The following is a 24,130-nucleotide window of genomic DNA, read 5'->3' on the forward strand; positions in this document are numbered from 1 at the left end:
TCTTAAATATGTGCGTCTCTTTTTCCAGAGACAAAAAATAATCTGTAAATGGCTAAGTTAAAACAGTTTTTTCCTCATCTTCTGGTTTTACTGGGATTTGTGGTTATCGCTCTTTTTTATTTTAATCCGGTTTTAAAGGGAAAAGAAATCTTTCAAAGTGATATTGTTCAGTACATAGGGATGGCTAAAGAACAATCTGATTTTAGAGCAGAAACTGGCGAAGAACCATATTGGACAGATGCTGCTTTTGGTGGGATGCCAACCTATCAATTAGGAGCTTATTACCCACACAATTATATTAAAAAATTAGATTCGGTTTTACGATTTTTACCAAGACCCGCAGATTATCTGTTTCTTTATTTTATAGGATTTTATATCCTGCTGTTATGTCTAAAAATCGATTATAAATTAGCCTTTCTTGGTGCTATAGCTTTTGGGTTTTCGACTTATTTTATCATTATTCTTGGTGTAGGCCATAATGCAAAAGCACATGCTATTGCTTATATGCCAATGGTTTTAGGCGGAATTATCCTCACCTTTAGACAAAAACTAATAGGTGGTTTTAGTTTGCTTGCTATTGCGATGGCTTTAGAAATTCAGGCGAACCACTTCCAGATGACTTATTATTTGTTATTGCTGGTTATCGTTCTTGGAATTGTTTATCTAATTGATGCTTTTAAAAAGAAAAAACTTCCGCAGTATTTTAAAGCTTTAGGCGTGATGGTTGTTGCAGTTATACTGGCGATAGGAACAAATGCAACTAATCTTATTGCGACACAGGAATATACCAGCCATAGTACCCGTGGTGATACTGGTTTAACCATTAAACCAGACGGTAATGATAAACCTGAAGTTGGTTTGACCTATGATTATATTACCGAGTATAGCTACGGAATCGCAGAGACTTTAGATCTTTTTATTCCCGGTTTTATGGGAGGAAGCGGCGCTGAAGATGTAGGCGAGGATTCTGAATTATATTCTGAATTGCAAAAAATGGGAGCATCACCTGTTCAGGCAAAGAACTTTACTCAAAATGCACCAACTTATTGGGGACAACAGCCTATTGTCGCTGGCCCGGCATATATTGGCGCTACTATTATATTTCTATTCGTTTTTGCGCTATTCTTAATTAGAGGGCGATTAAAATGGTGGGTTGTTGGCGGAACTGTACTTACACTTTTACTTTCCTGGGGTAAAAACTTTGGGTTTTTTACTGAATTCTTTATCGATTATGTGCCACTTTACAACAAGTTTAGAGCAGTTTCTTCGATTCAGGTGATCGTAGAACTTTGTGTTCCGTTATTAGCGATTGCAGGATTGTCCTGCTTGTTTGCTAATAAGCATGCAAAAGATGAGAAGATTGAAGCGCTTAAATGGAGTTCGATCGTAACTGCAGGATTGGCTTTGATTTTAATCCTCTTCAATTCGGTGCTATTTGATTTTAGTGGTCTTCGAGATGCACAATTACGTCAGCAATTAGGGATGGATCTTATGAATGCGCTAAAAGAAGATCGCCAGTCGATGCTTGTTGGTGACGCTATTCGTAGTTTTATTTTTGTAGCGCTAAGTGTTTTTCTTATCTGGTTTTATCTTCAGGAAAAAATATCTAAAAAACTTATTATTGGAGGTTTTGCGCTCCTGTTTTTAGCCGATCTAGTTCCGGTGGCAAGGCGTTATGTAAACGGAGACGATTTTGTGAATGCTCGCAAAATGGAGCAGCCTTATCAACCAAATTCGGCCGACCAGCAAATTATGCAGGACACTTCAAGATATCGCGTTTTCGATCTTAGTGGTGATCCTTTAACAAGTTCTCGAGCTTCTTACTTTCACAATAGTATTGGTGGTTATCACGGTGCTAAGCCAGGTAGATTACAGGACTTATACGATTTCTATATTTCACAAAATAACATGAAGGTTTTAAACATGTTAAACGTGAAGTACTTTATTATCCCTACTGAAAATGGTGTGCAGGCACAGCAAAACCCGGGAGTTTACGGCAATGCGTGGTTTGTAAGAGATGTGGAATGGGTAGACGATGCAAATGCTGAAATATTAGCCATTAAAGAAACAGATTTAAAAGATGCTGCCATTATCGATAAACGTTTTAAGGGCGATATAAAAATGGACTTTGTTTACGATGAAGTTGGAACGATCGAACTAGTTAGTGAACAACCAAACGAATTGGTTTATAAAACAAAAGCTTCCATTAGGCAATTAGCTGTTTTTTCTGAAATGTACTATCAACCAGGATGGCAGGCTTATATCGACGGTGAAAAAGTAGATCACGTTCGGGCAGATTATGTACTTAGAGCGATGAATATTCCGCAGGGAGAGCATACGGTAACTTTTAAGTTTGAGCCAGAAGTAATTCAAACTGGCGGAACTATTGCTTTAGCAAGTACGCTTGTTTTGGTGATTCTTATCGTGGGCGGATTTGTTTTTACCTATCGTAAAAAAGCCTAGTTTATGAAAAAAGTGCTGATTATTACCTATTACTGGCCGCCGGCTGGTGGTCCCGGTGTTCAGCGCTGGTTGAAATTCGTTAAATATCTTAGGGATTTTGGAATAGAGCCTGTGGTTTATATTCCTGATAATCCTAATTATCCTTTGGTAGATGAATCTTTTTTAAATGAAGTTCCAGTGGATATCGAGATCATTAAGCGACCAATTTTTGAACCTTATAAATTCGCTTCTCTTTTATCCAAAAAGGATACAAAAACCATAAGTTCTGGAATTATTAAGCAGAAGGAAAAGCAGAGTTTTATGCAGAAACTTATGCTTTACATTCGAGGGAATTTTTTTATTCCAGATGCCAGAAAGTTTTGGATAAAACCATCGGTCAAATTTCTAAAATCATATCTTAAGTCAGCCAATATTGATACTGTGATCACAACAGGGCCACCGCATAGTTTGCATCTTATTGGTTTAGGATTGAAAAGGCAACTTCAATTACAGTGGATTGCCGATTTTAGGGATCCGTGGACTCAGATTGGTTATCAAAAAGAGTTGAAACTCTCTAAAAAATCAGCTGAAAAACATCAAAGATTAGAAAAGGAAGTTTTGAACTCGGCCGATAAGATCATTACCACAAGTTTTACCACGAAAAAAGAATTTGCTTCAAAAACATCGAAACCTATTGAAGTTATCACTAATGGTTTTGATTCGGATTTGAATGAATCTACCGCATTATCGAAATTAGATGAAAACTTCAGTATTTCTCATATTGGCTCATTGCTTTCAGGAAGAAATCCTAGCTCACTTTGGAAGGTTTTAGCTGAAATTTCCGCAGAAAATAAAGATTTCAGAAATGATCTTAAATTGAAATTATACGGAGCGGTTAGTGATGAAGTGGTGCAAAGTATTACTGAAGCCGGTTTGGAAAAAAACCTACTTTTAGGTGGTTATATTAGTCATTCTGAAGCCTTAATGCTTCAAAAAGCATCTCAACTATTATTGATAATTGAAATAAATTCCGAAGAAACCAAAGGCATAATCGCCGGGAAACTATTCGAATATTTAGCCGCAAAACGTCCAATATTGGCTATTGGCCCATCAGAGTGGGATGTAGCAAAGATCATAGAAGAAACAAGTTCAGGTGAAAGCTTTCAGTATCAGGAAGAATCGGCCCTAAAAGAATATATCTTAAGTTCTTATCAAAAATATCGGGAAAACAAACTACTTTCGGATAGCAAAAATATCGAGGATTATCACCGCAAAAACCTCACAAAAAAGCTAGCGGAATTGATCAAAAATTAGTGTATGGGCGTGATTATTAACCAGTCGGTCAAAAATATGGCGACCACCTATGCGGGGTTTGGGCTTGGTGCTTTGAATACGCTTTTTTTGTATACCTATTTTTTGGATCAGCAGTATTATGGTCTGGTAAGCTTTCTACTTTCGGCCGCAAATTTAATGTGGCCATTTATGGCATTTGGCGTTCATAGCACCATCGTAAAGTTTTTTTCCAGTTATAAAACAAAAGAAGAAAAGGATAAATTACTGAATCTGGCGTTGATTTTGCCTTTGGCGATTTCACTTATTCTAGGTTTAATTGGTCATTTTACCTATGAATTTTTACTGGATTATTTTTCTGACGGAAATGAATTGGTAAAACCTTATGTGTGGTTAATCTATCTGTTGGCGATTGCAACGGCGTATTTCGAGATCTTTTTTGCCTGGGCAAAGATCTACTATAAAAGTGTTTTTGGGAATTTTATGAAAGAAGTAGTACATCGATTGGGTACTACGATTTTACTATTTCTAGTTTATTTTGAAGTGCTGGAAGCCGATAATTTTATGTACGGGGTAGGAGTAGTGTTCCTTTTTAGATTGGTGGTGATGGGAGCTTATGCGTTTAAATTACACCGGCCATCGCTAAAATTTAGCTTTCCTTCTAATTTAAGCAGAGTTTTAAAGTATACCGCTTTAATTTTAATCGCGGCATCTGTTGCTACCGCTTTGCTGGATTTGGATAAAGTAATGATCGAATCTTATTTGCCTATTGAAAATGTGGCGATCTACGGAATAGGAATTTATATTGCTACCGTAATTTCGGTGCCGCAAAAAGCGATGCACCAAATCACCAATCCAATTACTGCCGAATATTTAAATACCCGGAATTTCGAAAAACTTGAAGATTTGTATAAAAAAAGCTCGATCAATTTATCGATTGTTAGTGCCCTTATTTTTATACTGATTATTACCAACGTGCATACACTTTACGAACTAATTCCTGAAGAATATTCGCTAAGTATTTTGATTGTGCTTTTAATTTCTCTGGTAAAACTTTACGACAATATTTTAGCGATAAATAATAGTATACTTTTTAATTCAGATTATTATAGGTTAGTGTTGGCAATCGGAGTTTTACTGGTGATATTGGCCTTTTTACTGAACTTATTTTTTATTCCAAGATTTGGAATAGAAGGTGCTGCAATGGCTACTTTTATCGCTTTTTTTATTTACAATACTTCAAAGATTATCCTGGTTCAGAAGAAATTTAAAATGAATCCTTTTACGAAGCAAAGCTTTTTGTTATTTGCTTTAATTATTTTATTTGCGATTGCATTTTATTTTTGGGAGTTCCCGTTTCATCCAATTTTAAATATAGCTTTAAAGGGCAGCATTACTTCAGTCTTATATATTTCTGCTATTTATTTTTTCAAGTTTTCCGAAGAAATAAATGCAATGCTAAAGTCGATTTTAGCAAAATTCAGGTAAGGTTTTTTTTTTCAGTATAAATGCAAGAGTTCTAAAAAAAAGAAAACCCCCGGGCTTTCGCCGCTGGGGGTTTTCCAACTAACCAACCAAAAAATTAAATTATGAACTCTAATCTCTACTTCTCACATTTCGTGCCGAACTTTGTGAGAGTGCAGATTTTTTTATGTTATTATTTGATCTAGAGCTTCTTGCAGAGGTGTTTCGGCTTCTGCTTTGTGTTACTCTTTTTACTTGCTTTTTCTGAGTAGGACGCTGAGTATTCACCGTTCTCTGCGTTCTGCTAGAACTTCTTGAAGTTCTTTCCCTTTTAGCTACTGCAGCTTTTCTCTGGTTTGTAGCGGCAGTATTTCGATTTCCAGTAGTCATTCTATTAGTATTTGTTCTGGTCGATCTGCTACTGGCAGCTCTTGTATTGTTTTTTCTTTCTACCGCCTTTCTATTAGAAATTACGGCATTATTTGAAGATCTACTACTTCTATTATTTATTCTTTTACTTCTGTTATTAGAGTCTCTTTCTTTTCTTGCACCAATCACTACCTTATTTCTTTTACGAGAACTGGTTGCTCTATTTACTTCTCTTCTGCTATTCGATCTATTAGCATTTCTGGTTCTTGCCGCAACATTGCTACGTCTGGCACTAGTGTGATTAGATCGTATTTCTCGTTTTTGTGCAACTCTTCTTCCGCGGTTATAACTTCTCACTTTTTGCCCAGGTCTGTAAAAATTCTTGTAGGCTTTTTGGTGATGGTGTGTGTTATAATAATTTACGTGGTTTACGTAAGTGATTCGGTTTGGTTGATAATAGGCTCTATAAGGTCTATTAAAAACAATACTAAATCTAGCTCGTGGTCTTCTATAATATCTGTGCCAAGGGCGATAAACGTAGTTACGATTGTATGAATTAATATAACCTCTATATCCTGCGATTCTATGATAAGGATCGTATCGAACAAATAGGTTTCCTACACTTACTACATATCCATATCTATCGTAATCGATGATGATATTACCAGCCTGTGTGATTCTACCGTAATAATCGTAATATATCGGAACTTCTTCAATCTGGATAACAGCACCGTAATCATCGTACTGGATATATGGGTCGTAATTATAACCTGAGTTAAAACTTATGTTTACGTGAGGTACAGATATATTTACAACACTAGATCTTCTAAATGCGGGGTTATAATAGAAGTCAAATTCTCCATTTGGATAAACTGAAAATTCAACACCACCTTCGGTAAAAATGAAGGATTCATTATAGCCATATCTGCTCGCAGTTTCATCGGCTTTGGCAATACTTACCAGTCCTAGAAACAAAATCGAAAATATTAAGGAAAATTTTTTCATGGCTTTACTTTTAAATTAATATTGAAGTAGTAGCTATCTACATCTTAATAGAAACAAAGCGCATGCCAAAAAAGAAAAAGGAGCCTTTTAGAGGCTCCTGTAAGTAAATTTATAAGATTTGCTAAAACGAGTTAATGTTTTGAACTCTAGTAATTTAAAAATTAAAGGAAATTATTTTAGTTTAGGCTTTAGATAGGTCGCCGTATACGAATCTTTGCTCTTTACAATCTGCTCTGGCGTTCCCTGAGTAACCAGGTATCCACCGTTTTCACCACCTTCTGCACCCAAGTCGATCACATAGTCTGCACACTTTACCAGATCCATATTATGCTCGATCACGATCACGCTATGCCCTTTATCGATCAAGGCATTAAATGATTTTAATAATTTCTGAATATCATGAAAATGAAGTCCGGTTGTAGGTTCATCAAAAATGAATAAGGCCTTATCTTTAGTATTTCCTTTTACTAAAAATGAAGCTAATTTAATACGTTGCGCCTCACCACCAGAGAGCGTTGAAGAGCTTTGTCCTAACTGCACATAGCCTAAACCAACATCCTGTAAAGGTTGCAGCTTATTTGCAATTTTAGTCTCATTATGCTCGTCGAAAAAGTCGATCGCATCGTCAATCGTCATATTTAGGATGTCATCGATGTTCTTTTCTTTGAACTTAACTTCCAGAATCTCTTTCTTGAATCGTTTACCATCACAAGCTTCACATTGCAAATGAACATCTGCCATAAACTGCATTTCGATGGTTACTTCGCCTTCACCTTTACAAACTTCACATCGCCCACCATCTACATTAAAAGAAAAATGTTTTGGCTTATATCCTCTAATTTTGGATAATTTCTGAGAAGAAAATAGATTTCTTATATCGTCGTAAGCTTTGATGTAGGTTACGGGATTAGATCTGGAAGAACGACCAATAGGGTTTTGATCCACAAATTCAACCGAACCTAGATTTTTAAAGTCTCCTTTTATATCGCTAAACTGGCCAACTTTTTCGCCATAACCACCCAGTTGTTTTTGTACAGCTGGATAAAGTAATTTTTTAACCAACGTACTTTTACCACTACCAGAAACTCCTGTTATCGCTGTAAATATGCCCAGTGGAAACATGACATCGATATTTTTTAAGTTATTTTCTCTGGCACCAAGAATGTTTATTTCTTTTGTCCATTTTCGACGTTTACTAGGAACTTCAATACGTTTTCTATCGTTTAGATATTGCGAGGTAAGCGAATCTGATTTTAAAATCTCTTTTAAAGTTCCTGTCGCTACCACATGGCCGCCGTTAGTACCGGCTTCTGGACCAATATCTATTATTTCATCTGCCTCTTTCATGATCTCCTCATCATGTTCTACCACGATAACCGTATTGCCTAGATCACGAAGATTTTTAAGCACGCCAATTAAGCGTTCTCCATCTCTTGGATGCAAACCAATAGAAGGTTCATCTAAAATATACATCGATCCCACAAGACTACTTCCCAAAGATGTCGCAAGGTTTATACGCTGCGATTCCCCACCAGAAAGCGTATTCGATTTTCTATTCAGCGTTAGATAATCTAAACCAACTTCAGATAAAAATTTAAGTCGGTTATTAATTTCAGTAAGTAATCGTTTAGCGATCTGCGCATCGTGTTCGTTTAACTCAAGATCTGCAAAGAAAGCTCTTACTTTATCTAAAGGTTTAACAACAAGCTCGGTAATACTTGTGCCGTTAATCTTTACATATTCCGCTTCTTTACGAAGTCTTTTTCCCTGGCAGGTCGAACATTTTGTTTTACCACGATAACGAGATAACATTACTCGATTCTGAATTTTATAAGCTTTACTTTCCAGGAATTCGAAGAATTGATTTAGCCCTTCGAAATATTTATTACCGTTCCAAACTAAATCTTTTTGATCCTGAGTTAATTCGAAATAGGGTTTATGAATAGGAAAATCGAATTTATGCGAATTATTTACCAGTTGATCACGATACCAACTCATACTCTCGCCACGCCATGGATAAATTGCGTTGTCGTAAATTGAAAGTCCGGTATTGGGGATCACCAAATCTTCATCTATACCAATAACATCACCGTACCCTTCACATTTTGGGCAAGCACCATAAGGATTATTGAAACTGAATAAATGCACATTAGGTTCCAAGAAACTCATTCCATCCAATTCAAATTTATTGCTGAAGTGATGTAACTTGTTGTCTGAAAGTGTTTCTATGTAAAGTTCTCCTTTTCCTTCAAAAAAAGCAGCTTCAATAGCATCTGCTAAGCGATTAAAGAAATCTTCATCATCTTTTTTGATCACACGGTCTACAACCAAAGATGTATTTTCTGGCTTCGCTTTGCTAAGATCTGCTTCATCGATACGTAAAACTTCATCGTCAACTTTTATTCGGCTATATCCCTGCTGAGCAAGAATCTTAATTTTTTCATCGAGATCTCGACCTTCTTCAACATAAATAGGAGCGAGGAGAAGCAATTTGGTGCGTTCTGGAAATTCCTTTACAAAATTAACAACATCGGTAACCGAATCTTTTTTTACTTCTCTACCCGAAACAGGAGAATAGGTTTTACCAATTCTGGCATATAGTAATTTCAGGTAATCGTAAATTTCGGTAGAAGTCCCTACCGTAGATCGTGGATTTGTAGAGTTCACCTTTTGTTCTATGGCAATAGCCGGGGCAATTCCTTTAATATAATCTACTTTGGGTTTATTTAATCTGCCCAAAAACTGGCGAGCATAAGAAGATAAACTTTCTACATATCGTCTTTGCCCTTCAGCATATAAAGTATCAAAAGCTAAACTGGATTTACCAGAGCCCGAAAGCCCGGTGATCACTACCAGTTTGTTACGAGGTATTACAACATTTATATCTTTAAGATTGTGCAATTTTGCACCTTTAATGATAATGTTTTCTTTGGGGTTTATCTTTTCTAAGTCAGTATTCATGTTCACTTTCTAGCAATAAGTATGCAAAGGTACTCAATCTAAAGCAGTGCGAAAAGCCATTAAAATCCTATAGTATTGTTAAAATTTTAAGCTTTTATTTGTATTTCTCAAATTTAGTTTACTATATTTGGAACCGAACTCAAAAATAGAATTGCCTATAGTATACTGTTACTTTTATATCTAAATAACCTAATCTAAGACAGGGCCTTGCCCTTTAAAAGTAACTGTATGGAAAAAACTAAGGTAACAGATGCCGTTTTGGTTAAAGATTACATTAACGGAAACGAGCTGGCTCTCTCAGAACTTATTCGTCGTCATCAACACAGAATTTACAGTTTCATTTATTCCAAGGTATTTGACAAAGATATTGCTGAAGACATCTTTCAGGACACATTCATCAAAGTCATCAATACATTAAAACGAGGAAAGTATAACGAAGAAGGTAAATTTTTACCGTGGGTAATGCGAATAGCCCATAATCTTGTGATCGATCATTTCAGAAAAAATAAAAGAATGCCCAAATTCGATAATAGTGGGGATTTTAATATTTTTTCAGTCTTAAGTGATTCTGGTTTAAATGCTGAAAAGCAAATCATAAAAGACCAGATCGAGAGTGATTTGCGTGAAGTAATTAGAGAACTTCCTGAAGATCAATTAGAAGTTTTAACAATGCGTATCTATAAAGAGATGAGCTTTAAAGAAATTTCAGATAGAACAGGAGTTAGTATAAATACGGCACTAGGCCGCATGAGATATGCACTTATCAATTTAAGAAAGATCATCGAAAAGCATAATTTAGTTTTAACAAATTAAGTTTATACTATTCCCTATAATCCTACGTTATTAAGATATAAATCATAATAGCGGAATTAATGGGGAACCTTTACTTTGAAAAAACTTCGAAAGAAGAAAAACTTAAAAACTTGAATCCTAAAGAAGAAACAATAAAGTTTCTATTAGATTATTCAAAAGCCTTAAAGGTCTTACCTGGCGAAAAGGAAGACTTTGAGATGCTTCTAAATTAAAAACTTAAGCCTGCTGAAAAGCAGGCTTTTTTATTGCCATCATTCATTTTAGACAGAATTATAAAAATTTTAAAATTTGTTTTTCTGTAGCTCTCTTCTAATAAGTTTAAATTAGAAAAAAATGAATTATGGAAAATGTAAAACTTGCTATTATTTATTATAGCTCAACCGGAACCAATTATCAATTATCTAAAGCAGCTGAAGAAGCAGCGAAAGATCTCGGGGTGAAAGAGATCAAGTTTTTAAGGGTAGAAGAGACCGTTCCAGAAGATATTATTAAAACCAATGAAGATTGGCTAAAGCATTATAATGCTACGAAAGAAATTCCCGTGGCTTCAGCCGATGATTTAGATTGGGCAGATGCCATTATCTTTTCTGCACCAACACGTTATGGTAATTTACCATCACAATTTAATAGTTTAATGGATACCACCGGGCCACTTTGGCAAGAAGGTAAATTAGTAGACAAGGTGGTAAGTGCAATGACCAGCGCAGCGAATCCGCATGCAGGACAAGAAGGAACATTACAATCAATCTATAAAGCGATGATGCACTGGGGAGCAATTGTTGCAAATCCAGCATTTACAGATCCTATTATTTTTGAAACAGGAGGAAATCCATACGGCTTTAGTGTTGTGGCAGGAAAAGAATTAGACGAAAAAGACAAAAAAGCCATTAAAGCACAGGTAAAGCGAACATTAAGTGTTGCTGAAAAAATAAAGGCTTAAAATCACCAATATTGATAAACTAAAAAGCTCCGATAATTCGGAGCTTTTTAGTTTTTTAGAAATTGAAACATAGTCGAAAAAATTACTTTTTCTTTTTAGCCAATTTTGCCTCGTATTCTTTGATAACCGATTTTCGGCCAATTGTTTTGGTAATAATATCCTTTTCAAGATTCCATCCTCTGGCTGGTGAATATTGCCTGCCGTACCAAATGATTTGTAGATGAAGATCATTCCAAAGATCCTTCGGGAATAATCTTTTAGCATCTTTTTCAGTTTGGTCAACGTTTTTTCCGTTCGAGAGATTCCAACGATACATAAGGCGGTGAATATGTGTATCAACCGGGAATGCAGGAACATTAAAAGCCTGCGCCATCACTACACTTGCCGTTTTATGGCCAACAGCTGGAAGACTTTCCAGGGCTTCAAAATCTGCAGGGACTTGCCCATTATATTTTTCGAGGAGGATTTCAGAAAGTCCGTGTATTCCTTTAGATTTCATTGGTGATAATCCGCAAGGTTTTATGATTTCTCTAATTTCCTCAACACTTAGTTTCACCATTTTTTGAGGCGTATCGGCCACTTCAAATAAAAGCGGAGTAATTTGATTCACCTTAACATCGGTACTTTGGGCAGAAAGTAAAACAGCAATTAATAATGTGTAAGGATCTTTATGATCTAACGGAATAGGAATTTCAGGATAAATATTTTGTAAAGTATCAATTACAAATTGCACTTTTTGCTGTTTGTTCATAAAGCTTTAATTTTAGGCAAAAATAAGAATTATGACGACATTAAAAGCAGGAGATAAAGCACCAGATTTTGCGGTAGAAGATCAAGATGGCAACCAAGTAAAACTTTCAGATTTTAAAGGAAAGAAACTGGTTTTATTTTTCTATCCAAAAGCAAGCACACCTGGATGCACGGCAGAAGCTTGTAATCTTAGAGATAACTGGGAAGTTTTTAAGGAAAAAGGTTACGCAATTTTGGGAGTAAGCGCAGATTCTAAGCGTAGACAAACCAATTTTAAAACGAAGAACGAACTTCCTTTTCCGCTTTTAGCAGATGAAGAAAAAGAAGTGATAAATGCTTATGGCGTTTGGGGACCTAAAAAGTTTATGGGTAAGGAATACGAAGGTATTCACCGTACAACTTTTGTAATCGATGAAGAAGGTAAAATAGAGGAGGTGATCGGCAAAGTAAAAACCAAAGATCACGCTGCCCAGATTCTATAATTTCTGAATAAGTTTTTTCGCTTCGGAATTAATTCTGAAGAACTTTCAAATAATGCCTGCTGAATTTGTATAATTTTGGCAGGCTTTTTTTTGGCATCACCAAAGGGGATAATACCTCGAGGTTTTTTATTTTTCCGAATAAAAATCAACTTCCTGGATCGTAGCGATACTGTCGCAATTTTCAACTTTAAATTGAATTGGTTTTGTTGCAGTTTCTCCTGAAATCAGGTAAACATTACAAGAATCCCTATCGGTAATACTTTCACCAAAATGAACTTCACCATTTTCTAAAATTGAAGAGATATTGCTGGTATCGATCTTATTTTCAGTAAAGAATTTCATCGCGTTAGCATCAAAATGACGCTCTTTAACTCGAATACTTTTTAAAGTTCGGGCGTTTGGAAAATACGAACAACTTGTTTTTTTACCACTTAAAAAGAAAATGAGAATAATAATTCCCATAAAAAGTCCCACTGAAAAATATCCAAGACGCTGAAAAATGTTCATAGAAAATAGCTAAAATCGATTCTGGAGATCAGAAAATCAAGAGATTAATATCTCGATAAGTAAGATCGAACCAGTCTGCAATAGATTTGTTGGTTAAAACTCCGTGGTAAAAATACAAACCATTTCGCAATCCGCGGTCAAAACGAAGCGTGTTTTCTAATCCGCCTTCTTCACCAATATGCAATAAATAAGGAGTGAAAATGTTACTTAAGGATAACGAACTCGATCTTGCATATCGTGAAGGAATATTTGGAACACAATAATGAATTACATCATGTTTGGTAAATATTGGTTTTTCATGGCTCGTTATTTCGCTGGTTTCAATACATCCACCAACATCAATACTAACATCGATTGCTACTGCGCCACGTTTCATTGAAGCCACCATTTCTTCGGTTACTAAAACCGGCGAACGGTTGTTCCCACGCACCGCACCAATAAGCACATCACATCGCTTAAGGGCTTTTGACAAATTTTTGGGCTGAATAGTACTGGTGTAAAAAGTTTGTCCCAAAGCCGATTGAAGGTTTCTTAGCTTGGTGATCGAGCTATCAAAAACTTTGATATTAGCGCCAAGCCCAATAGCAGATCTTGCAGCAAATTGGCCAACTGTTCCAGCACCAAGAATAACAACTTCTACCGGTGGAACGCCACTTATATTACCAAATAATAGTCCGTTTCCATCACCATTATTACTCATAATTTCTGAAGCAATAAGCACAGAAGCCGTACCGGTAATTTCGCTTAAAGCCCTAACTATTGGATAACTGCCATCGTCGTCTTTAATAAATTCAAAACCAAGAGCAGTAATTCTTTTAGAAGCCAGTTTTTGAAAATAAGCTTTACTCTGTGTTTTTATTTGAAGCGCAGAGATTAATATAGTTTGTGGGTTCATCATCTCCAATTCAGAGATGGATGGCGGCTCAACCTTTAAAATTGTAGGACAGGAAAATACCTTTTGCGTGTCTTTGGTGACTTCTGCACCAGCATCTGAATAATCTTTATCGCTGAAATTAGCATAATTCCCGGCACCAGATTCTATCATTACGCGGTGACCATGCGCAGTTATAGCTCCAACAGCATCTGGACTTAAGCAAATTCGCTTTTCCTGATATGAGGTTTCTTTAGGAATACCTATAAAAAGCTCTCCTTTGTTTTTAAAAATTTCAAGTTTTTCTTCCTGCGGAATAAGCTCTTCTTTAGTAAAAGGAGAAACCTGTTTGGTCATAATTATCTTTTCAGCTGATTAGAAAAGTTAAATTACAATTATTTTTGAAAAGGCAAGAAGAGATTTTCTAAAGTTTAGCGTAATAATCTTCGTCGGTATTAGAAGAATTTTTTATTTTGTCAAATTCCGCCTGATCTTTTTCAGGAATTGATGAAAAAACGGAAATATTTGTTTCTTCGATCTCACTAAGATCTATGCCATAAATCTTATCGAAAACTTTAATCCTAATGAGATATACTACGGATATAATTAATATGAAAAAAGGCGCTAAATAAATTAACTGGTTAGTGTCCATAAAATCTGTTCTCACGTATACATCTTGATAGAATGCTACAAACAGTTGAAAACTATACATACAGATCGGCACTAAAATAACGTGATACCACCAATGTTTACAGGTGAAAAACCAGATAGAAAGCAATAATAGTGGAACAATTTTACCTAAGTAAGTCCATGCTGCGGTTAACACATCTTCATAATATTTACTTTCGTATGTAAATAACGAATTTTCCCAAACAGGTCCGTTTGGGAAAATTTCATATAAGTAAAATAAATATGGTGAAAAGGCTATAAATAAAGCCATTATACTACCCAGCAGCAGGTACTTTGATTTTTGATCTTTGTACGGCTTGTTTTTTAATCGCATCTTTATTAGTGTCGTTATCTGAAGTTGTTGAAATTACGAAAAAAGATGCTCCAAAAATAGCTGCTCCGAATAATAATGCTTTTAATTTCATAATAGTAGGTTTTGTTTTGTTCTTATTAAAATTTTTAAATCGTATTTCGTTTTGTTTTCTGATACAAACGTACTACGAGATAACCTACGATTAGTAATTACATTAATTGTACTTTTGCGCTCGCTTAGGAGAATCTATGTTTTTTCGTGTTTTTTTTATTATTCTATAATTTTTTAACTGTTATGCTTAAAAAATTTAACTCTTTGGGCTATATATAGATTTTATTATAAGCAAATCTATAAAAATTTATGTCCAGAATGCCCATAATAATTGTTTCAAATATAACTATATTCACATTTCTTTAACTTAATTTTAACACTCTCGTTTCGAAATCTTTTTTCTCTAATTCCAATTTTTGATGATCCGTAGGGATTAAATTCTGGATTTTTTGTGGCCATTCTATAAATTTCCAGCCATTTTGATCTAGATAATCTTCAAATCCTATATCATAAGCCTCATTTTCATCTTCAATTCTATAGAAATCAAAATGAAATATTTGTTCGTTTTCAGATCTGTATTCATTCACCAATGAAAATGTAGGACTTGCTACACGATCTTCAATATTCAATTTTTTTACAAGATTCTTGATTAGGGTAGTTTTGCCAGCACCCATTTCTCCGTAGAAAAGAATTGTTTTGCTTTTGGCATGCCTCAAAATGAATTCAATAGCCTCATCGATATTCGATAAACGGTATTCAAACTCCATGATTAACAAAAAATTTAGTATACAAATATATCAAAAAAAAACCTGATAAGACTATCAGGTTTAATTTCAAAGGCTTGTAAGAATTGACGTGAAAGAAAATTCTTTCGGAATTTTCCCTATTTAGGCGAAAGAACGCTAAACGGAATGATCATCTCTTCTAAGGACACCCCGCCATGTTGATAGGTGTTACGATAATAACTTACATAATGATTGTAGTTATTAGGATAAGCGAAAAATAAATCACTTTTAGCGAATATGAAGGAACTACTCATATTTATGGTAGGAAGATGTAAGGATTTAGGTTTTGTAGCCGCCAAAACATCCTTTTTCTCATAGGTTAAACTTTTACCTGTTTTGTACCTTAGGTTTAAACTGGTGTTTTTGTCGCCTATTACTTTACTAGGATTCTTCACGTTAATCGTACCGTGATCTGTAGTGATAATTAATTTAAAGCCTAATTGCTGGGCTTGCTGAATGATTTCTAATAGTGGAGAGTTCTTAAACCAACTCTCCGTTAGAGATCGATAAGATTTATCATTAGAAGCCAATTCTTTGATAACTTCCATTTCTGTTTTGGAGTGCGATAGCATATCTACAAAGTTGTAAACTACCACAGTTAGGTCGTTATTCTTTTGAGTTTTGAAGTTATCGACAAGTTTTCTTCCGGCTTTAAGATTACTTATTTTATGATACTCGTGCTTAATATCTTTTCCAAGCCTTTTTAATTGTTCAGCTAAAAATTCGGCTTCAAAATTATTTTTTCCTCCTTCATCGGTATCGTTTTTCCAATATTGTGGATACAATTTTTCCATTTCACTAGGCATTAATCCAGAGAAAATAGCATTACGAGCGTATTGCGTTGCAGTTGGTAAAATACTACAATAAGGTTGTTCTTTTTCTTTTTTATAATAATTGGAAACGATAGGCTCAAAAGCTTTCCATTGGTCGAATCGTAGATTATCAACTACTACTAATAGTGTAGGCTGATCTTTGCTAATTTCAGGAAGAATTTTTCTTTTGAATAATGTATGGGACATCGTAGGTGCATCTTCCCCATCTAAGAACCATTCAGGATAATTCTTATCGATAAACTTACAAAATTGGGTGTTTGCTTCCTGCTTTTGGGTTTCTAGTATTTCGAACATGCTGCTATCTTCGATATTTTCTAGCTGAAGTTCCCAATAAATAAGTCGCTGGTACATTTCTGTCCAATCTTCATAAGTATTAACGTTCATCAGATCCATCGCTATTTTTCTGAATTCCTGCTGATAGTTTGATGTCGTCTTTTCTGAAATTAGTCTGGAATGATCTAAATTCTTTTTTATTGAAAGTAGAATTTGGTTAGGATTTACCGGTTTTATTAGGTAATCGGCAATTTTTGAACCTATGGCTTCTTCCATAATATATTCCTCTTCACTTTTCGTGATCATCACGATAGGAATATTGGCTTGTTTCTCTTTAATTTCAGAAAGGGTTTCAAGGCCAGTTAATCCTGGCATGTTTTCATCTAAAAAAACAATATCGAATCGTTCTTCATCTATTTTATCGATAGCCTCTGTACCACTTTGGCAGGTAGAGACCTCGTAGTTTTTAGATTCAAGAAATAAAATATGAGGTTTTAAAAGGTCGATTTCGTCATCTACCCATAATATTTTGATCGTATTCATGTTCGGTTAAATTTATAAGCCGGTTAAAAATTTATATTTTTAATAAATATTGATTCTTTTGGTTATAAAATGATTCAAAAGAAGATCAATGTTTACATTTGTTCTATCATTAATTTAATAAAGCTTGGCTTCACAAAACAAACTCAAGATTTTAAACGATCCAATTTACGGATTTATTACCATACCTAATCAGCGTATCTTTAACATCATCGAGCATCCGTTCTTCCAAAGATTACGAAGAATTTCACAAATGGGATTATCATATTTGGTATATCCTGGCGCTCATCATACCAGATTTCATCATGCTATTGGTTGTGTGCATCTAATGCAGAAGGCCGTGCGAGTACTTCGTTATAAGGGAGTTGAGATTAGTGAAGATGAAGAAGAAGCTTTACAAATTGCTATTTTATTGCACGATATTGGGCACGGGCCTTTCTCGCATGCCATGGAGCATAGCATCGTGGAAGGGGTAGATCACGAGTCGATTTCACTCCTTTTTATGAAGGAATTGAATACTGTTTTTAACCAAAGTTTAACGCTCGCTATCGATATCTTTACCGGCAAATATCCACGAAAGTTCATGCATCAACTAATCACAAGTCAGTTAGACATGGATAGGCTGGATTATTTAAAAAGAGATAGTTTTTATACAGGGACTACAGAGGGAAACGTAAATAGCGATCGATTAATTACAATGCTGAATGTTGTAAATAATGAATTAGTGATCGAAGAAAAAGCGATTTATTCTGTAGAAAAGTTCTTAGTAGCCAGAAGGTTAATGTACTGGCAGGTGTATTTACATAAGACCAGTATGGTTGCCGAGCAGCTTTTAATTCGGGTCTTAAAAAGAGCTAAAGAATTAATTGCTGAAGGTTCTAATCTTAACGCAAGTACAGCATTAAGCTATTTCCTAAATAATAAGGTCACCGAAGATAGTTTTGATACAGAAACACTGAAGATCTTTTCCTGTTTAGATGATTACGATATTGTTTTGGCTATGAAGGAATGGGTGAATCATGATGATTTTGTATTAAGTAGTTTATGTAAGATGGTGATTAATCGCGATCTATTAAAAGTGAAGATCAAGAAAAAGCGACCTGCTACTGCCAAGATCGAAAAGCATTTAAATAATTTGAAAGAAAAGTATAACCTCTCAGAAAAGGAGGCTTCCTATTTTGTTTTTACCGGAGAGATTTCAAATTTAGCCTATACTCGAGAGAAAAATAATATCAATATTCTTCATAAAAACGGGAAGATAAACGATGTTATAAAGGTTTCAGACCAACTAAATCTAAAAGCATTGTCCAAAACAGTGACGAAATATTATATATGTTACCCCAAGTCTAAACATTAACTCATTTTTTTTACTTTTGCCAGAATGAAATTTAAAGCATCACAAATAGCCGAAATTCTCGAGGGGACCATCGAAGGGAATCCCGATGCAGAGGTTTCAGAATTGGCTAAGATCGAAGAAGGAAAAGAAGGATCGCTTACCTTTTTAAGCAATCCAAAATATACATCATATATATATAGTACCCAGGCTTCCGTTACCATCGTAAATGGTAGTTTTGAAGCAGAGCAACCTGTAAGCACAACATTAATCAAAGTAAAAGATGCCTATAAGGCCTTTTCTACTTTATTAGAATATTATAACCAGGTAAAACTTCGTAAAAGCGGAATAGAGCAACCAAGTTATATTTCAGATTCTGCGAAATATGGCGAAGATATTTATCTTGGCGCATTTACCTATTTAGGAGAGAACGTAAAAATAGGAAAGAACGTAAAAATTTATCCCTATGCTTATGTAGGTGATAATACCGTTATTGGCGATAATTCGACTCTTTTCGCAGGAGTTAAAGTATATTCTGAAACTGTTATAGGTGAGAATGTAACGTTACATGGTGGTTCAATTATAGGTGCAGATGGATTTGGATTTAGTCCTAATGAAAAAGGAGAATATTCTAAAGTGCCACAAATAGGAAATGTTATTATTGAAGATAACGTAGATATTGGTGCGGGTACAACGATCGATAGAGCAACATTAGGATCTACGATCATAAGAAAAGGTGTGAAATTAGATAATCATATCCAGATCGCTCATAATGTAGAAATAGGTGAAAATACCGTTATTGCAGCGCAAACAGGTGTTGCAGGCTCTACAAAAATTGGAAAGAACTGTATCATTGGTGGGCAGGTTGGAATTGTTGGTCACATCACTATTGGTGATCGTGTAAAGATCCAGGCACAAAGTGGTATTGGCCGAAATGTAAAAGACGATGAAGTTTTACAGGGGTCACCAGCAATAGGATATTCAGATTATAATAAATCCTTTATTCATTTTAAAAACTTACCAAAAACTGTTGATCTATTGCATCAGTTAGATAAAAAAGTAAATAAGAATGGCTGAAAAAGTATTGAAGCAGCAAACTATTCAGAATGAAGTTTCCTTAGAAGGTGTAGGGCTTCATACTGGGAAACAAGTAAAACTTACCTTTAAACCGGCTCCCGAAAATACCGGTTATGTTTTTAAACGTGTAGATCTTGAAGGAGAGCCAATTATCGAGGCTGATGTAAGTTATGTAACCGATACTAAAAGAGGGACCAACTTAGAGAAGAATGGTGTTAAGATTCAAACTTCAGAGCATGTACTTGCTGCCTGTGTTGGTTTAGAGATCGATAATGTTATTATAGAACTTAATGCCTCAGAACCTCCAATTATGGATGGTTCTTCTAAATATTTTGTGCAGGCCTTAGAAGAAGCAGGAATTAAAGAACAGGAAGCTGAAAAGGAAGAATATGTAATTAACGAAGTGATTTGTTACCGCGATGAAGAATCTGGTAGCGAGATCGTCGTAATGCCTGCAGATACCTATAAAGTGACCACAATGGTCGATTTTGGAACAAAAGTTTTAGGAACACAAAACGCTTCTATAGAACACGTTTCAGAATTTAAAGACAATATTGCAAATTCCCGAACCTTTAGTTTTCTTCACGAAATTGAAGCACTTTTAGAACACGGACTTATAAAAGGTGGTGATCTAAACAATGCAATTGTTTATGTAGATAAAGAAATTGGTGAAGAGACTTTAAAAAAGTTAAGAGTAGCTTTTAACAGGGAAGAAATTTCTGTAAAACCAAACGGAATTTTAGATAATCTTACCTTGCATTATCCTAATGAGGCGGCAAGACATAAATTGTTAGATGTTTTAGGAGATCTTGCCTTGGTAGGAACAAGAATTCGTGGTAAAGTAATCGCTACAAAACCAGGACACTACGTTAATACTCAGTTTGCAAAAAAGCTGTCTAAATTTATAAAGGAAGAAAAGCGTAATAAAGTTCCTAAAATAGATCTTAGTGCCAAACCAATCATGGATGTTAACGATATTATGGATACGCTTCCGCATCGTTCTCCGTTCTTATTAGTAGATAAGATTTATGAGCTTACAGATTCTACTGTGGTAGGTGTAAAGAATGTAACAATGAATGAGCCATTCTTTGTAGGACACTTTCCAGGAAAACCAGTGATGCCAGGAGTATTGCAGGTTGAGGCAATGGCCCAAACCGGCGGGATCTTAGCCTTAAAATCTGTACCAGACCCAGAAAATTATCTTACGTTTTTTATGAAAATAGATAATGTAAGGTTTAAGCAACAGGTAGTACCAGGAGATACTTTAATTTTTAAATTAGAACTTTTGGCGCCAATACGAAGAGGAATTTGCCAAATGCAGGCCTATGCTTATGCAAATGGAAAATTGGCGACAGAAGCGGTGCTTATGGCACAAATTGTAAAATCAAAATAAAGAAGAATGAATCAACCTTTAGCATATGTGCATCCAGGAGCGAAAATCGCAAAGAATGTAGTGATCGAGCCGTTTGCAACGATTCATAATAATGTGGTGATTGGTGAGGGAACCTGGATAGGTTCAAACGTTACCATTATGGAAGGTGCACGTATTGGTAAAAATTGTAGTATTTTTCCCGGTGCGGTAATTTCTGCTATTCCGCAGGATAAAAAATTTGATGATGAGGATACAGTAACCATTATTGGTGATAACACAACCATTAGAGAGTGTGTAACCATTAATAGAGGAACTACAGATCGTATGAAAACAGTGATTGGTCAAAATTGCTGGATTATGGCGTATTGCCATATCGCCCATGATTGCATTGTAGGGGATAACTGTATTTTTTCAAATAACAGTACGCTTGCAGGACATATTAATGTTGGTGATCATGTAGTTTTAGCAGGGATGGCAGCCATACAACAGTTTTGTAGTATTGGTAAGCATGCTTTTGTGACCGGAGGATCTTTGGTTAGAAAAGATGTACCGCCATTTGTAAAAGCTGGGCGTGAGCCATTATCTTATGTAGGTATTAATTCTATTGGTCTAAGACGTAGAGGTTTTACTACTGAAAAGATCAGGGAGATTCAGGATATCTACAGAATTTTATATCAGAAAAATTTAAATAACTCTCAGGCGGTTGCGATTATTGAAGCAGAAATGCAGGCAACAGCAGAGCGTGACGAAATATTAGAATTTATTAAAAACTCTCAGCGAGGTATCATGAAGGGATACTTCAGTTCAAACTAAATAATTAAAGGAATGGCAAATACAAGTGATATTAGAAACGGACTTTGTATAAGATACAACCACGATATTTTTAAGATTATTGAATTTCTTCATGTAAAACCAGGAAAAGGTCCTGCTTTTGTTAGAACAAAACTTAAAAGTGTTACTACAGGTAAAGTAATCGATAATACCTTTTCAGCAGGGCATAAAATCGAAGATGTTCGTGTAGAAACTCATAAATACCAGTTTTTGTATCAGGATGGTGAGTTTTATCACTTTATGCATGTAGAAGATTACACCCAGATTCGTCTTTTAGAGAGTGCATTAGATATGCCTCAATTATTAAAAGAAGGAGAAGTACTTACCGTAATTATTAATACTGAAGATAATATGCCACTTTCTACAGAGATGCCTGCAAGTGTGGTATTAGAAGTAACACATACAGAGCCTGGTGTAAAGGGAAATACTGCTACTAATGCTACAAAGCCTGCAACAGTAGAAACAGGAGCTGAGGTAAATGTGCCACTTTTTATTAACGAGGGGGATAAAATTCGAATAGAGACCGAAAAAGGTACCTATAAAGAACGAATTAAAGAATAAGATTTATAGTGAATAATTGAAAAAGGAAAGGTAAATTTATCTTTCCTTTTTTTATTGGCACCGCCAAAGGGTATAATACCCCAAGGCTTGCCTTGAAATTAAAAATTTGTTTCCAACGAATACCTCCAAGGCTTGTCCCGGGGTAGTTTACATAGATATTTTTAAAATGAAATTTCCACAAACTCATACATTAGAACAAATTGCCACAATTATTTCCTGCGATTTTGTAGGAGATAAAAATTTTCCGGTTGAAGGGATTAATGAAATTCATGTAGTTACACCGGGAGATGTTGTATTTGTAGACCATCCAAAATATTATGATAAAGCATTAAAATCTGCAGCAACAATTATTTTAATTAATAAACAAGTTGAATGTCCTGAAGGTAAAGCACTTTTAATTTCAGACGATCCTTTTAGAGATTTTAATAAGCTTGCAAAATACTTTAAGCCATTTCTAAAAGCCGAAAAATCAATTTCAGATTCCGCAGTAATAGGAAAAGGAAGTTATGTTCAACCTACTGCTTTTATTGGAAATCATGTAAGTATTGGGGAAAACTGTATAATTGGCGCAAATGTAACCATTAATGATCATACTGTGATTGGAGATGATGTAGTTATCCAGTCGGGAACCGTAATTGGTGGCGATGCATTTTACTACAAAAACAGGCCAGAAGGTTTTGATCGTTTACTTTCCAGCGGGCGCGTGGTGATAGAAAATAACGTTGAAATTGGTTGTAATTGTACTATCGATCGTGGTGTTAGCGGGGATACAACAATAAAAGAAGGCGCTAAATTAGATAACCTTATCCAAATTGGGCACGATACGGTAATTGGCAAAAAATGTCTTATCGCTTCTCAGGTTGGTATTGCCGGTTGTGTGGTTATTGAAGATGAAGTTACCATTTGGGGACAGGTTGGTATTGTTAGTGATCTAGTAGTCAAAAAAGGAACGGTGCTAATGGCACAAACGGGTGTTACGAAGACTTTAAACCAGAATGTTTATTGGGGAACACCTGCAAGAGAGGTGCGCTCTTTTCTAAAAGAGCAAGCTTACATTAAGCAGTTGCCAGAATTTATACAGTCTTTTAAAAAGAAATAATAAGCTATAATTTCATTCAAATCAAAACCGTCATAAAATTATGGCGGTTTTTTGTTAAATATTAGTTCTATGTTTGTAGAATTAAAATATAATTCTACATTTGTAGAGGTAATTCTAATATTGTAGAGAAATGAAACTTTCAAACGCCGAAGAAGAATTAATGCAAATATTATGGAAGCAGAAAAGAGCTTTTATGAAAGATTTAATTGATGCTTATCCAGACCCAAAACCGGCAAGTACTACCGTAGCAACTTTATTAAAAAGAATGCGTGATAAAAACTTTGTAGATTTTGTGCAATATGGGCGTTCCAGAGAGTATTTTCCTTTGGTGAAAAAGACAGATTATTTTTCGAAGCAAATGAACGGACTAATAAAGAATTTCTTTAATAATTCGGCTGCGCAGTTTGCTTCTTTCTTTACTGAAGAAACAGATCTATCTGAAGATGAGTTAAAAGAACTCAGAAAAATTATAGACGAAAGAATCAAAAATCAATAATAG

At 35.1% G+C, this 24,130-nt stretch carries 22 protein-coding genes; 13 read left to right on the forward strand and 9 right to left on the reverse strand.

Annotated elements, in window-relative coordinates:
* Nucleotides 1-48 precede the first annotated feature (48 nt).
* Genes INR75_RS12280 through INR75_RS12290 form a run of 3 tightly spaced genes read left to right on the forward strand, consistent with a single transcriptional unit; the run spans nt 49 to nt 5,220 of the window.
* Entirely contained in the window at nt 49-2,463 is a 2,415-nt protein-coding gene (locus INR75_RS12280; RefSeq protein ID WP_223089045.1) for a YfhO family protein, read from the forward strand.
* Between the two features lie 3 nt (nt 2,464-2,466).
* Nucleotides 2,467-3,756 (forward strand): glycosyltransferase family 4 protein, encoded by a 1,290-nt coding sequence (locus INR75_RS12285; protein ID WP_223089046.1) that lies wholly within the window; start codon nt 2,467-2,469, stop codon nt 3,754-3,756.
* Between the two features lie 3 nt (nt 3,757-3,759).
* Nucleotides 3,760-5,220, forward strand: coding sequence for a polysaccharide biosynthesis C-terminal domain-containing protein (locus tag INR75_RS12290; protein WP_223089047.1), 1,461 nt, complete (start codon nt 3,760-3,762; stop codon nt 5,218-5,220).
* Between the two features lie 108 nt (nt 5,221-5,328).
* On the opposite strand, the gene INR75_RS12295 is transcribed toward INR75_RS12290, so the two are convergent.
* Together INR75_RS12295 and uvrA are read right to left on the reverse strand one after the other, a co-directional pair.
* Nucleotides 5,329-6,570, reverse strand: a complete 1,242-nt coding sequence (locus INR75_RS12295) for a hypothetical protein (RefSeq protein ID WP_223089048.1) — start codon at nt 6,568-6,570, stop codon at nt 5,329-5,331.
* Between the two features lie 171 nt (nt 6,571-6,741).
* Nucleotides 6,742-9,531: an excinuclease ABC subunit UvrA gene (gene uvrA / locus INR75_RS12300; RefSeq protein WP_223089049.1), complete on the reverse strand. Its 2,790-nt coding sequence runs from the start codon at nt 9,529-9,531 to the stop codon at nt 6,742-6,744.
* A 228-nt stretch (nt 9,532-9,759) separates the two neighbouring features.
* On the opposite strand from uvrA, the gene INR75_RS12305 reads away from it, so the two are divergent.
* Entirely contained in the window at nt 9,760-10,344 is a 585-nt protein-coding gene (locus tag INR75_RS12305; RefSeq protein ID WP_084842743.1) for an RNA polymerase sigma factor, read from the forward strand.
* A gap of 340 nt (nt 10,345-10,684) precedes the next feature.
* Nucleotides 10,685-11,284: an NAD(P)H:quinone oxidoreductase type IV gene (gene wrbA / locus INR75_RS12310; RefSeq protein WP_223089050.1), complete on the forward strand. Its 600-nt coding sequence runs from the start codon at nt 10,685-10,687 to the stop codon at nt 11,282-11,284.
* An 82-nt stretch (nt 11,285-11,366) separates the two neighbouring features.
* Here wrbA and nth read toward each other — a convergent pair whose 3' ends face one another.
* Nucleotides 11,367-12,035 carry an endonuclease III gene (nth, locus tag INR75_RS12315; protein WP_223089051.1) on the reverse strand — a complete coding sequence of 223 codons (669 nt, stop codon included), beginning with the start codon at nt 12,033-12,035 and terminating at the stop codon, nt 11,367-11,369.
* 31 nt (nt 12,036-12,066) lie between these two features.
* On the opposite strand from nth, the gene bcp reads away from it, so the two are divergent.
* On the forward strand, nt 12,067-12,516 hold the full coding sequence (gene bcp / locus INR75_RS12320; RefSeq protein ID WP_223089052.1) for a thioredoxin-dependent thiol peroxidase: 450 nt from the start codon (nt 12,067-12,069) through the stop codon (nt 12,514-12,516).
* Between the two features lie 126 nt (nt 12,517-12,642).
* Here bcp and INR75_RS12325 read toward each other — a convergent pair whose 3' ends face one another.
* From INR75_RS12325 to INR75_RS12350, 6 genes are all read right to left on the reverse strand, one after another.
* Entirely contained in the window at nt 12,643-13,023 is a 381-nt protein-coding gene (locus INR75_RS12325; RefSeq protein ID WP_223089053.1) for a hypothetical protein, read from the reverse strand.
* A 28-nt stretch (nt 13,024-13,051) separates the two neighbouring features.
* Complete coding sequence (locus INR75_RS12330; RefSeq protein WP_223089054.1) at nt 13,052-14,251, reverse strand: alanine dehydrogenase; 1,200 nt, start codon at nt 14,249-14,251, stop codon at nt 13,052-13,054.
* 67 nt (nt 14,252-14,318) lie between these two features.
* Entirely contained in the window at nt 14,319-14,834 is a 516-nt protein-coding gene (locus INR75_RS12335) for a hypothetical protein (protein ID WP_255584529.1), read from the reverse strand.
* 4 nt (nt 14,835-14,838) lie between these two features.
* Nucleotides 14,839-14,988, reverse strand: a complete 150-nt coding sequence (locus INR75_RS12340; protein WP_223089056.1) for a hypothetical protein — start codon at nt 14,986-14,988, stop codon at nt 14,839-14,841.
* 301 nt (nt 14,989-15,289) lie between these two features.
* Nucleotides 15,290-15,694 (reverse strand): tRNA (adenosine(37)-N6)-threonylcarbamoyltransferase complex ATPase subunit type 1 TsaE, encoded by a 405-nt coding sequence (gene tsaE / locus INR75_RS12345; RefSeq protein ID WP_092544507.1) that lies wholly within the window; start codon nt 15,692-15,694, stop codon nt 15,290-15,292.
* A gap of 116 nt (nt 15,695-15,810) precedes the next feature.
* Nucleotides 15,811-17,361, reverse strand: coding sequence for a response regulator (locus INR75_RS12350; RefSeq protein ID WP_223089057.1), 1,551 nt, complete (start codon nt 17,359-17,361; stop codon nt 15,811-15,813).
* Between the two features lie 124 nt (nt 17,362-17,485).
* On the opposite strand from INR75_RS12350, the gene INR75_RS12355 reads away from it, so the two are divergent.
* The 7 genes from INR75_RS12355 (at nt 17,486) to INR75_RS12385 (ending at nt 24,127) form a co-directional block, all read left to right on the forward strand.
* Nucleotides 17,486-18,715 carry an HD domain-containing protein gene (locus INR75_RS12355; protein ID WP_223089058.1) on the forward strand — a complete coding sequence of 410 codons (1,230 nt, stop codon included), beginning with the start codon at nt 17,486-17,488 and terminating at the stop codon, nt 18,713-18,715.
* Between the two features lie 24 nt (nt 18,716-18,739).
* Nucleotides 18,740-19,768 carry a UDP-3-O-(3-hydroxymyristoyl)glucosamine N-acyltransferase gene (gene lpxD / locus INR75_RS12360; protein WP_223089059.1) on the forward strand — a complete coding sequence of 343 codons (1,029 nt, stop codon included), beginning with the start codon at nt 18,740-18,742 and terminating at the stop codon, nt 19,766-19,768.
* Nucleotides 19,761-21,161, forward strand: a complete 1,401-nt coding sequence (locus INR75_RS12365) for a bifunctional UDP-3-O-[3-hydroxymyristoyl] N-acetylglucosamine deacetylase/3-hydroxyacyl-ACP dehydratase (protein ID WP_084842732.1) — start codon at nt 19,761-19,763, stop codon at nt 21,159-21,161. Before lpxD ends, INR75_RS12365 begins: the two co-directional genes overlap by 8 nt.
* 6 nt (nt 21,162-21,167) lie before the next feature.
* Complete coding sequence (gene lpxA / locus INR75_RS12370; protein ID WP_084842731.1) at nt 21,168-21,953, forward strand: acyl-ACP--UDP-N-acetylglucosamine O-acyltransferase; 786 nt, start codon at nt 21,168-21,170, stop codon at nt 21,951-21,953.
* Between the two features lie 12 nt (nt 21,954-21,965).
* A complete protein-coding gene (gene efp / locus INR75_RS12375) occupies nt 21,966-22,532 on the forward strand; it encodes an elongation factor P (protein WP_013071792.1) in 567 nt (188 codons plus the stop codon).
* A 166-nt stretch (nt 22,533-22,698) separates the two neighbouring features.
* Nucleotides 22,699-23,631: a UDP-3-O-(3-hydroxymyristoyl)glucosamine N-acyltransferase gene (locus INR75_RS12380; protein WP_223089060.1), complete on the forward strand. Its 933-nt coding sequence runs from the start codon at nt 22,699-22,701 to the stop codon at nt 23,629-23,631.
* A gap of 130 nt (nt 23,632-23,761) precedes the next feature.
* Nucleotides 23,762-24,127 carry a BlaI/MecI/CopY family transcriptional regulator gene (locus INR75_RS12385; RefSeq protein ID WP_223089061.1) on the forward strand — a complete coding sequence of 122 codons (366 nt, stop codon included), beginning with the start codon at nt 23,762-23,764 and terminating at the stop codon, nt 24,125-24,127.
* Nucleotides 24,128-24,130: the final 3 nt, after the last annotated feature.

Source organism: Zunongwangia sp. SCSIO 43204 (assembly GCF_019904275.1).
Taxonomy (GTDB): Bacteria; Bacteroidota; Bacteroidia; order Flavobacteriales; family Flavobacteriaceae; genus Zunongwangia; species Zunongwangia mangrovi.

Excerpts from the sequence above, each read along its gene's own strand:
- INR75_RS12280 (WP_223089045.1), top strand. The coding sequence starts at position 49 with ATGGCTAAGTTAAAACAGTTTTTTCCTCATCTTCTGGTTTTACTGGGA.
- INR75_RS12285 (WP_223089046.1), top strand. The coding sequence starts at position 2,467 with ATGAAAAAAGTGCTGATTATTACCTATTACTGGCCGCCGGCTGGTGGT.
- INR75_RS12290 (WP_223089047.1), top strand. The coding sequence starts at position 3,760 with ATGGGCGTGATTATTAACCAGTCGGTCAAAAATATGGCGACCACCTAT.
- INR75_RS12295 (WP_223089048.1), bottom strand. The coding sequence starts at position 6,570 with ATGAAAAAATTTTCCTTAATATTTTCGATTTTGTTTCTAGGACTGGTA.
- uvrA (WP_223089049.1), bottom strand. The coding sequence starts at position 9,531 with ATGAATACTGACTTAGAAAAGATAAACCCCAAAGAAAACATTATCATT.
- INR75_RS12305 (WP_084842743.1), top strand. The coding sequence starts at position 9,760 with ATGGAAAAAACTAAGGTAACAGATGCCGTTTTGGTTAAAGATTACATT.
- wrbA (WP_223089050.1), top strand. The coding sequence starts at position 10,685 with ATGGAAAATGTAAAACTTGCTATTATTTATTATAGCTCAACCGGAACC.
- nth (WP_223089051.1), bottom strand. The coding sequence starts at position 12,035 with ATGAACAAACAGCAAAAAGTGCAATTTGTAATTGATACTTTACAAAAT.
- bcp (WP_223089052.1), top strand. The coding sequence starts at position 12,067 with ATGACGACATTAAAAGCAGGAGATAAAGCACCAGATTTTGCGGTAGAA.
- INR75_RS12325 (WP_223089053.1), bottom strand. The coding sequence starts at position 13,023 with ATGAACATTTTTCAGCGTCTTGGATATTTTTCAGTGGGACTTTTTATG.
- INR75_RS12330 (WP_223089054.1), bottom strand. The coding sequence starts at position 14,251 with ATGACCAAACAGGTTTCTCCTTTTACTAAAGAAGAGCTTATTCCGCAG.
- INR75_RS12335 (WP_255584529.1), bottom strand. The coding sequence starts at position 14,834 with ATGGCTTTATTTATAGCCTTTTCACCATATTTATTTTACTTATATGAA.
- INR75_RS12340 (WP_223089056.1), bottom strand. The coding sequence starts at position 14,988 with ATGAAATTAAAAGCATTATTATTCGGAGCAGCTATTTTTGGAGCATCT.
- tsaE (WP_092544507.1), bottom strand. The coding sequence starts at position 15,694 with ATGGAGTTTGAATACCGTTTATCGAATATCGATGAGGCTATTGAATTC.
- INR75_RS12350 (WP_223089057.1), bottom strand. The coding sequence starts at position 17,361 with ATGAATACGATCAAAATATTATGGGTAGATGACGAAATCGACCTTTTA.
- lpxD (WP_223089059.1), top strand. The coding sequence starts at position 18,740 with ATGAAATTTAAAGCATCACAAATAGCCGAAATTCTCGAGGGGACCATC.
- INR75_RS12365 (WP_084842732.1), top strand. The coding sequence starts at position 19,761 with ATGGCTGAAAAAGTATTGAAGCAGCAAACTATTCAGAATGAAGTTTCC.
- lpxA (WP_084842731.1), top strand. The coding sequence starts at position 21,168 with ATGAATCAACCTTTAGCATATGTGCATCCAGGAGCGAAAATCGCAAAG.
- efp (WP_013071792.1), top strand. The coding sequence starts at position 21,966 with ATGGCAAATACAAGTGATATTAGAAACGGACTTTGTATAAGATACAAC.
- INR75_RS12380 (WP_223089060.1), top strand. The coding sequence starts at position 22,699 with ATGAAATTTCCACAAACTCATACATTAGAACAAATTGCCACAATTATT.
- INR75_RS12385 (WP_223089061.1), top strand. The coding sequence starts at position 23,762 with ATGAAACTTTCAAACGCCGAAGAAGAATTAATGCAAATATTATGGAAG.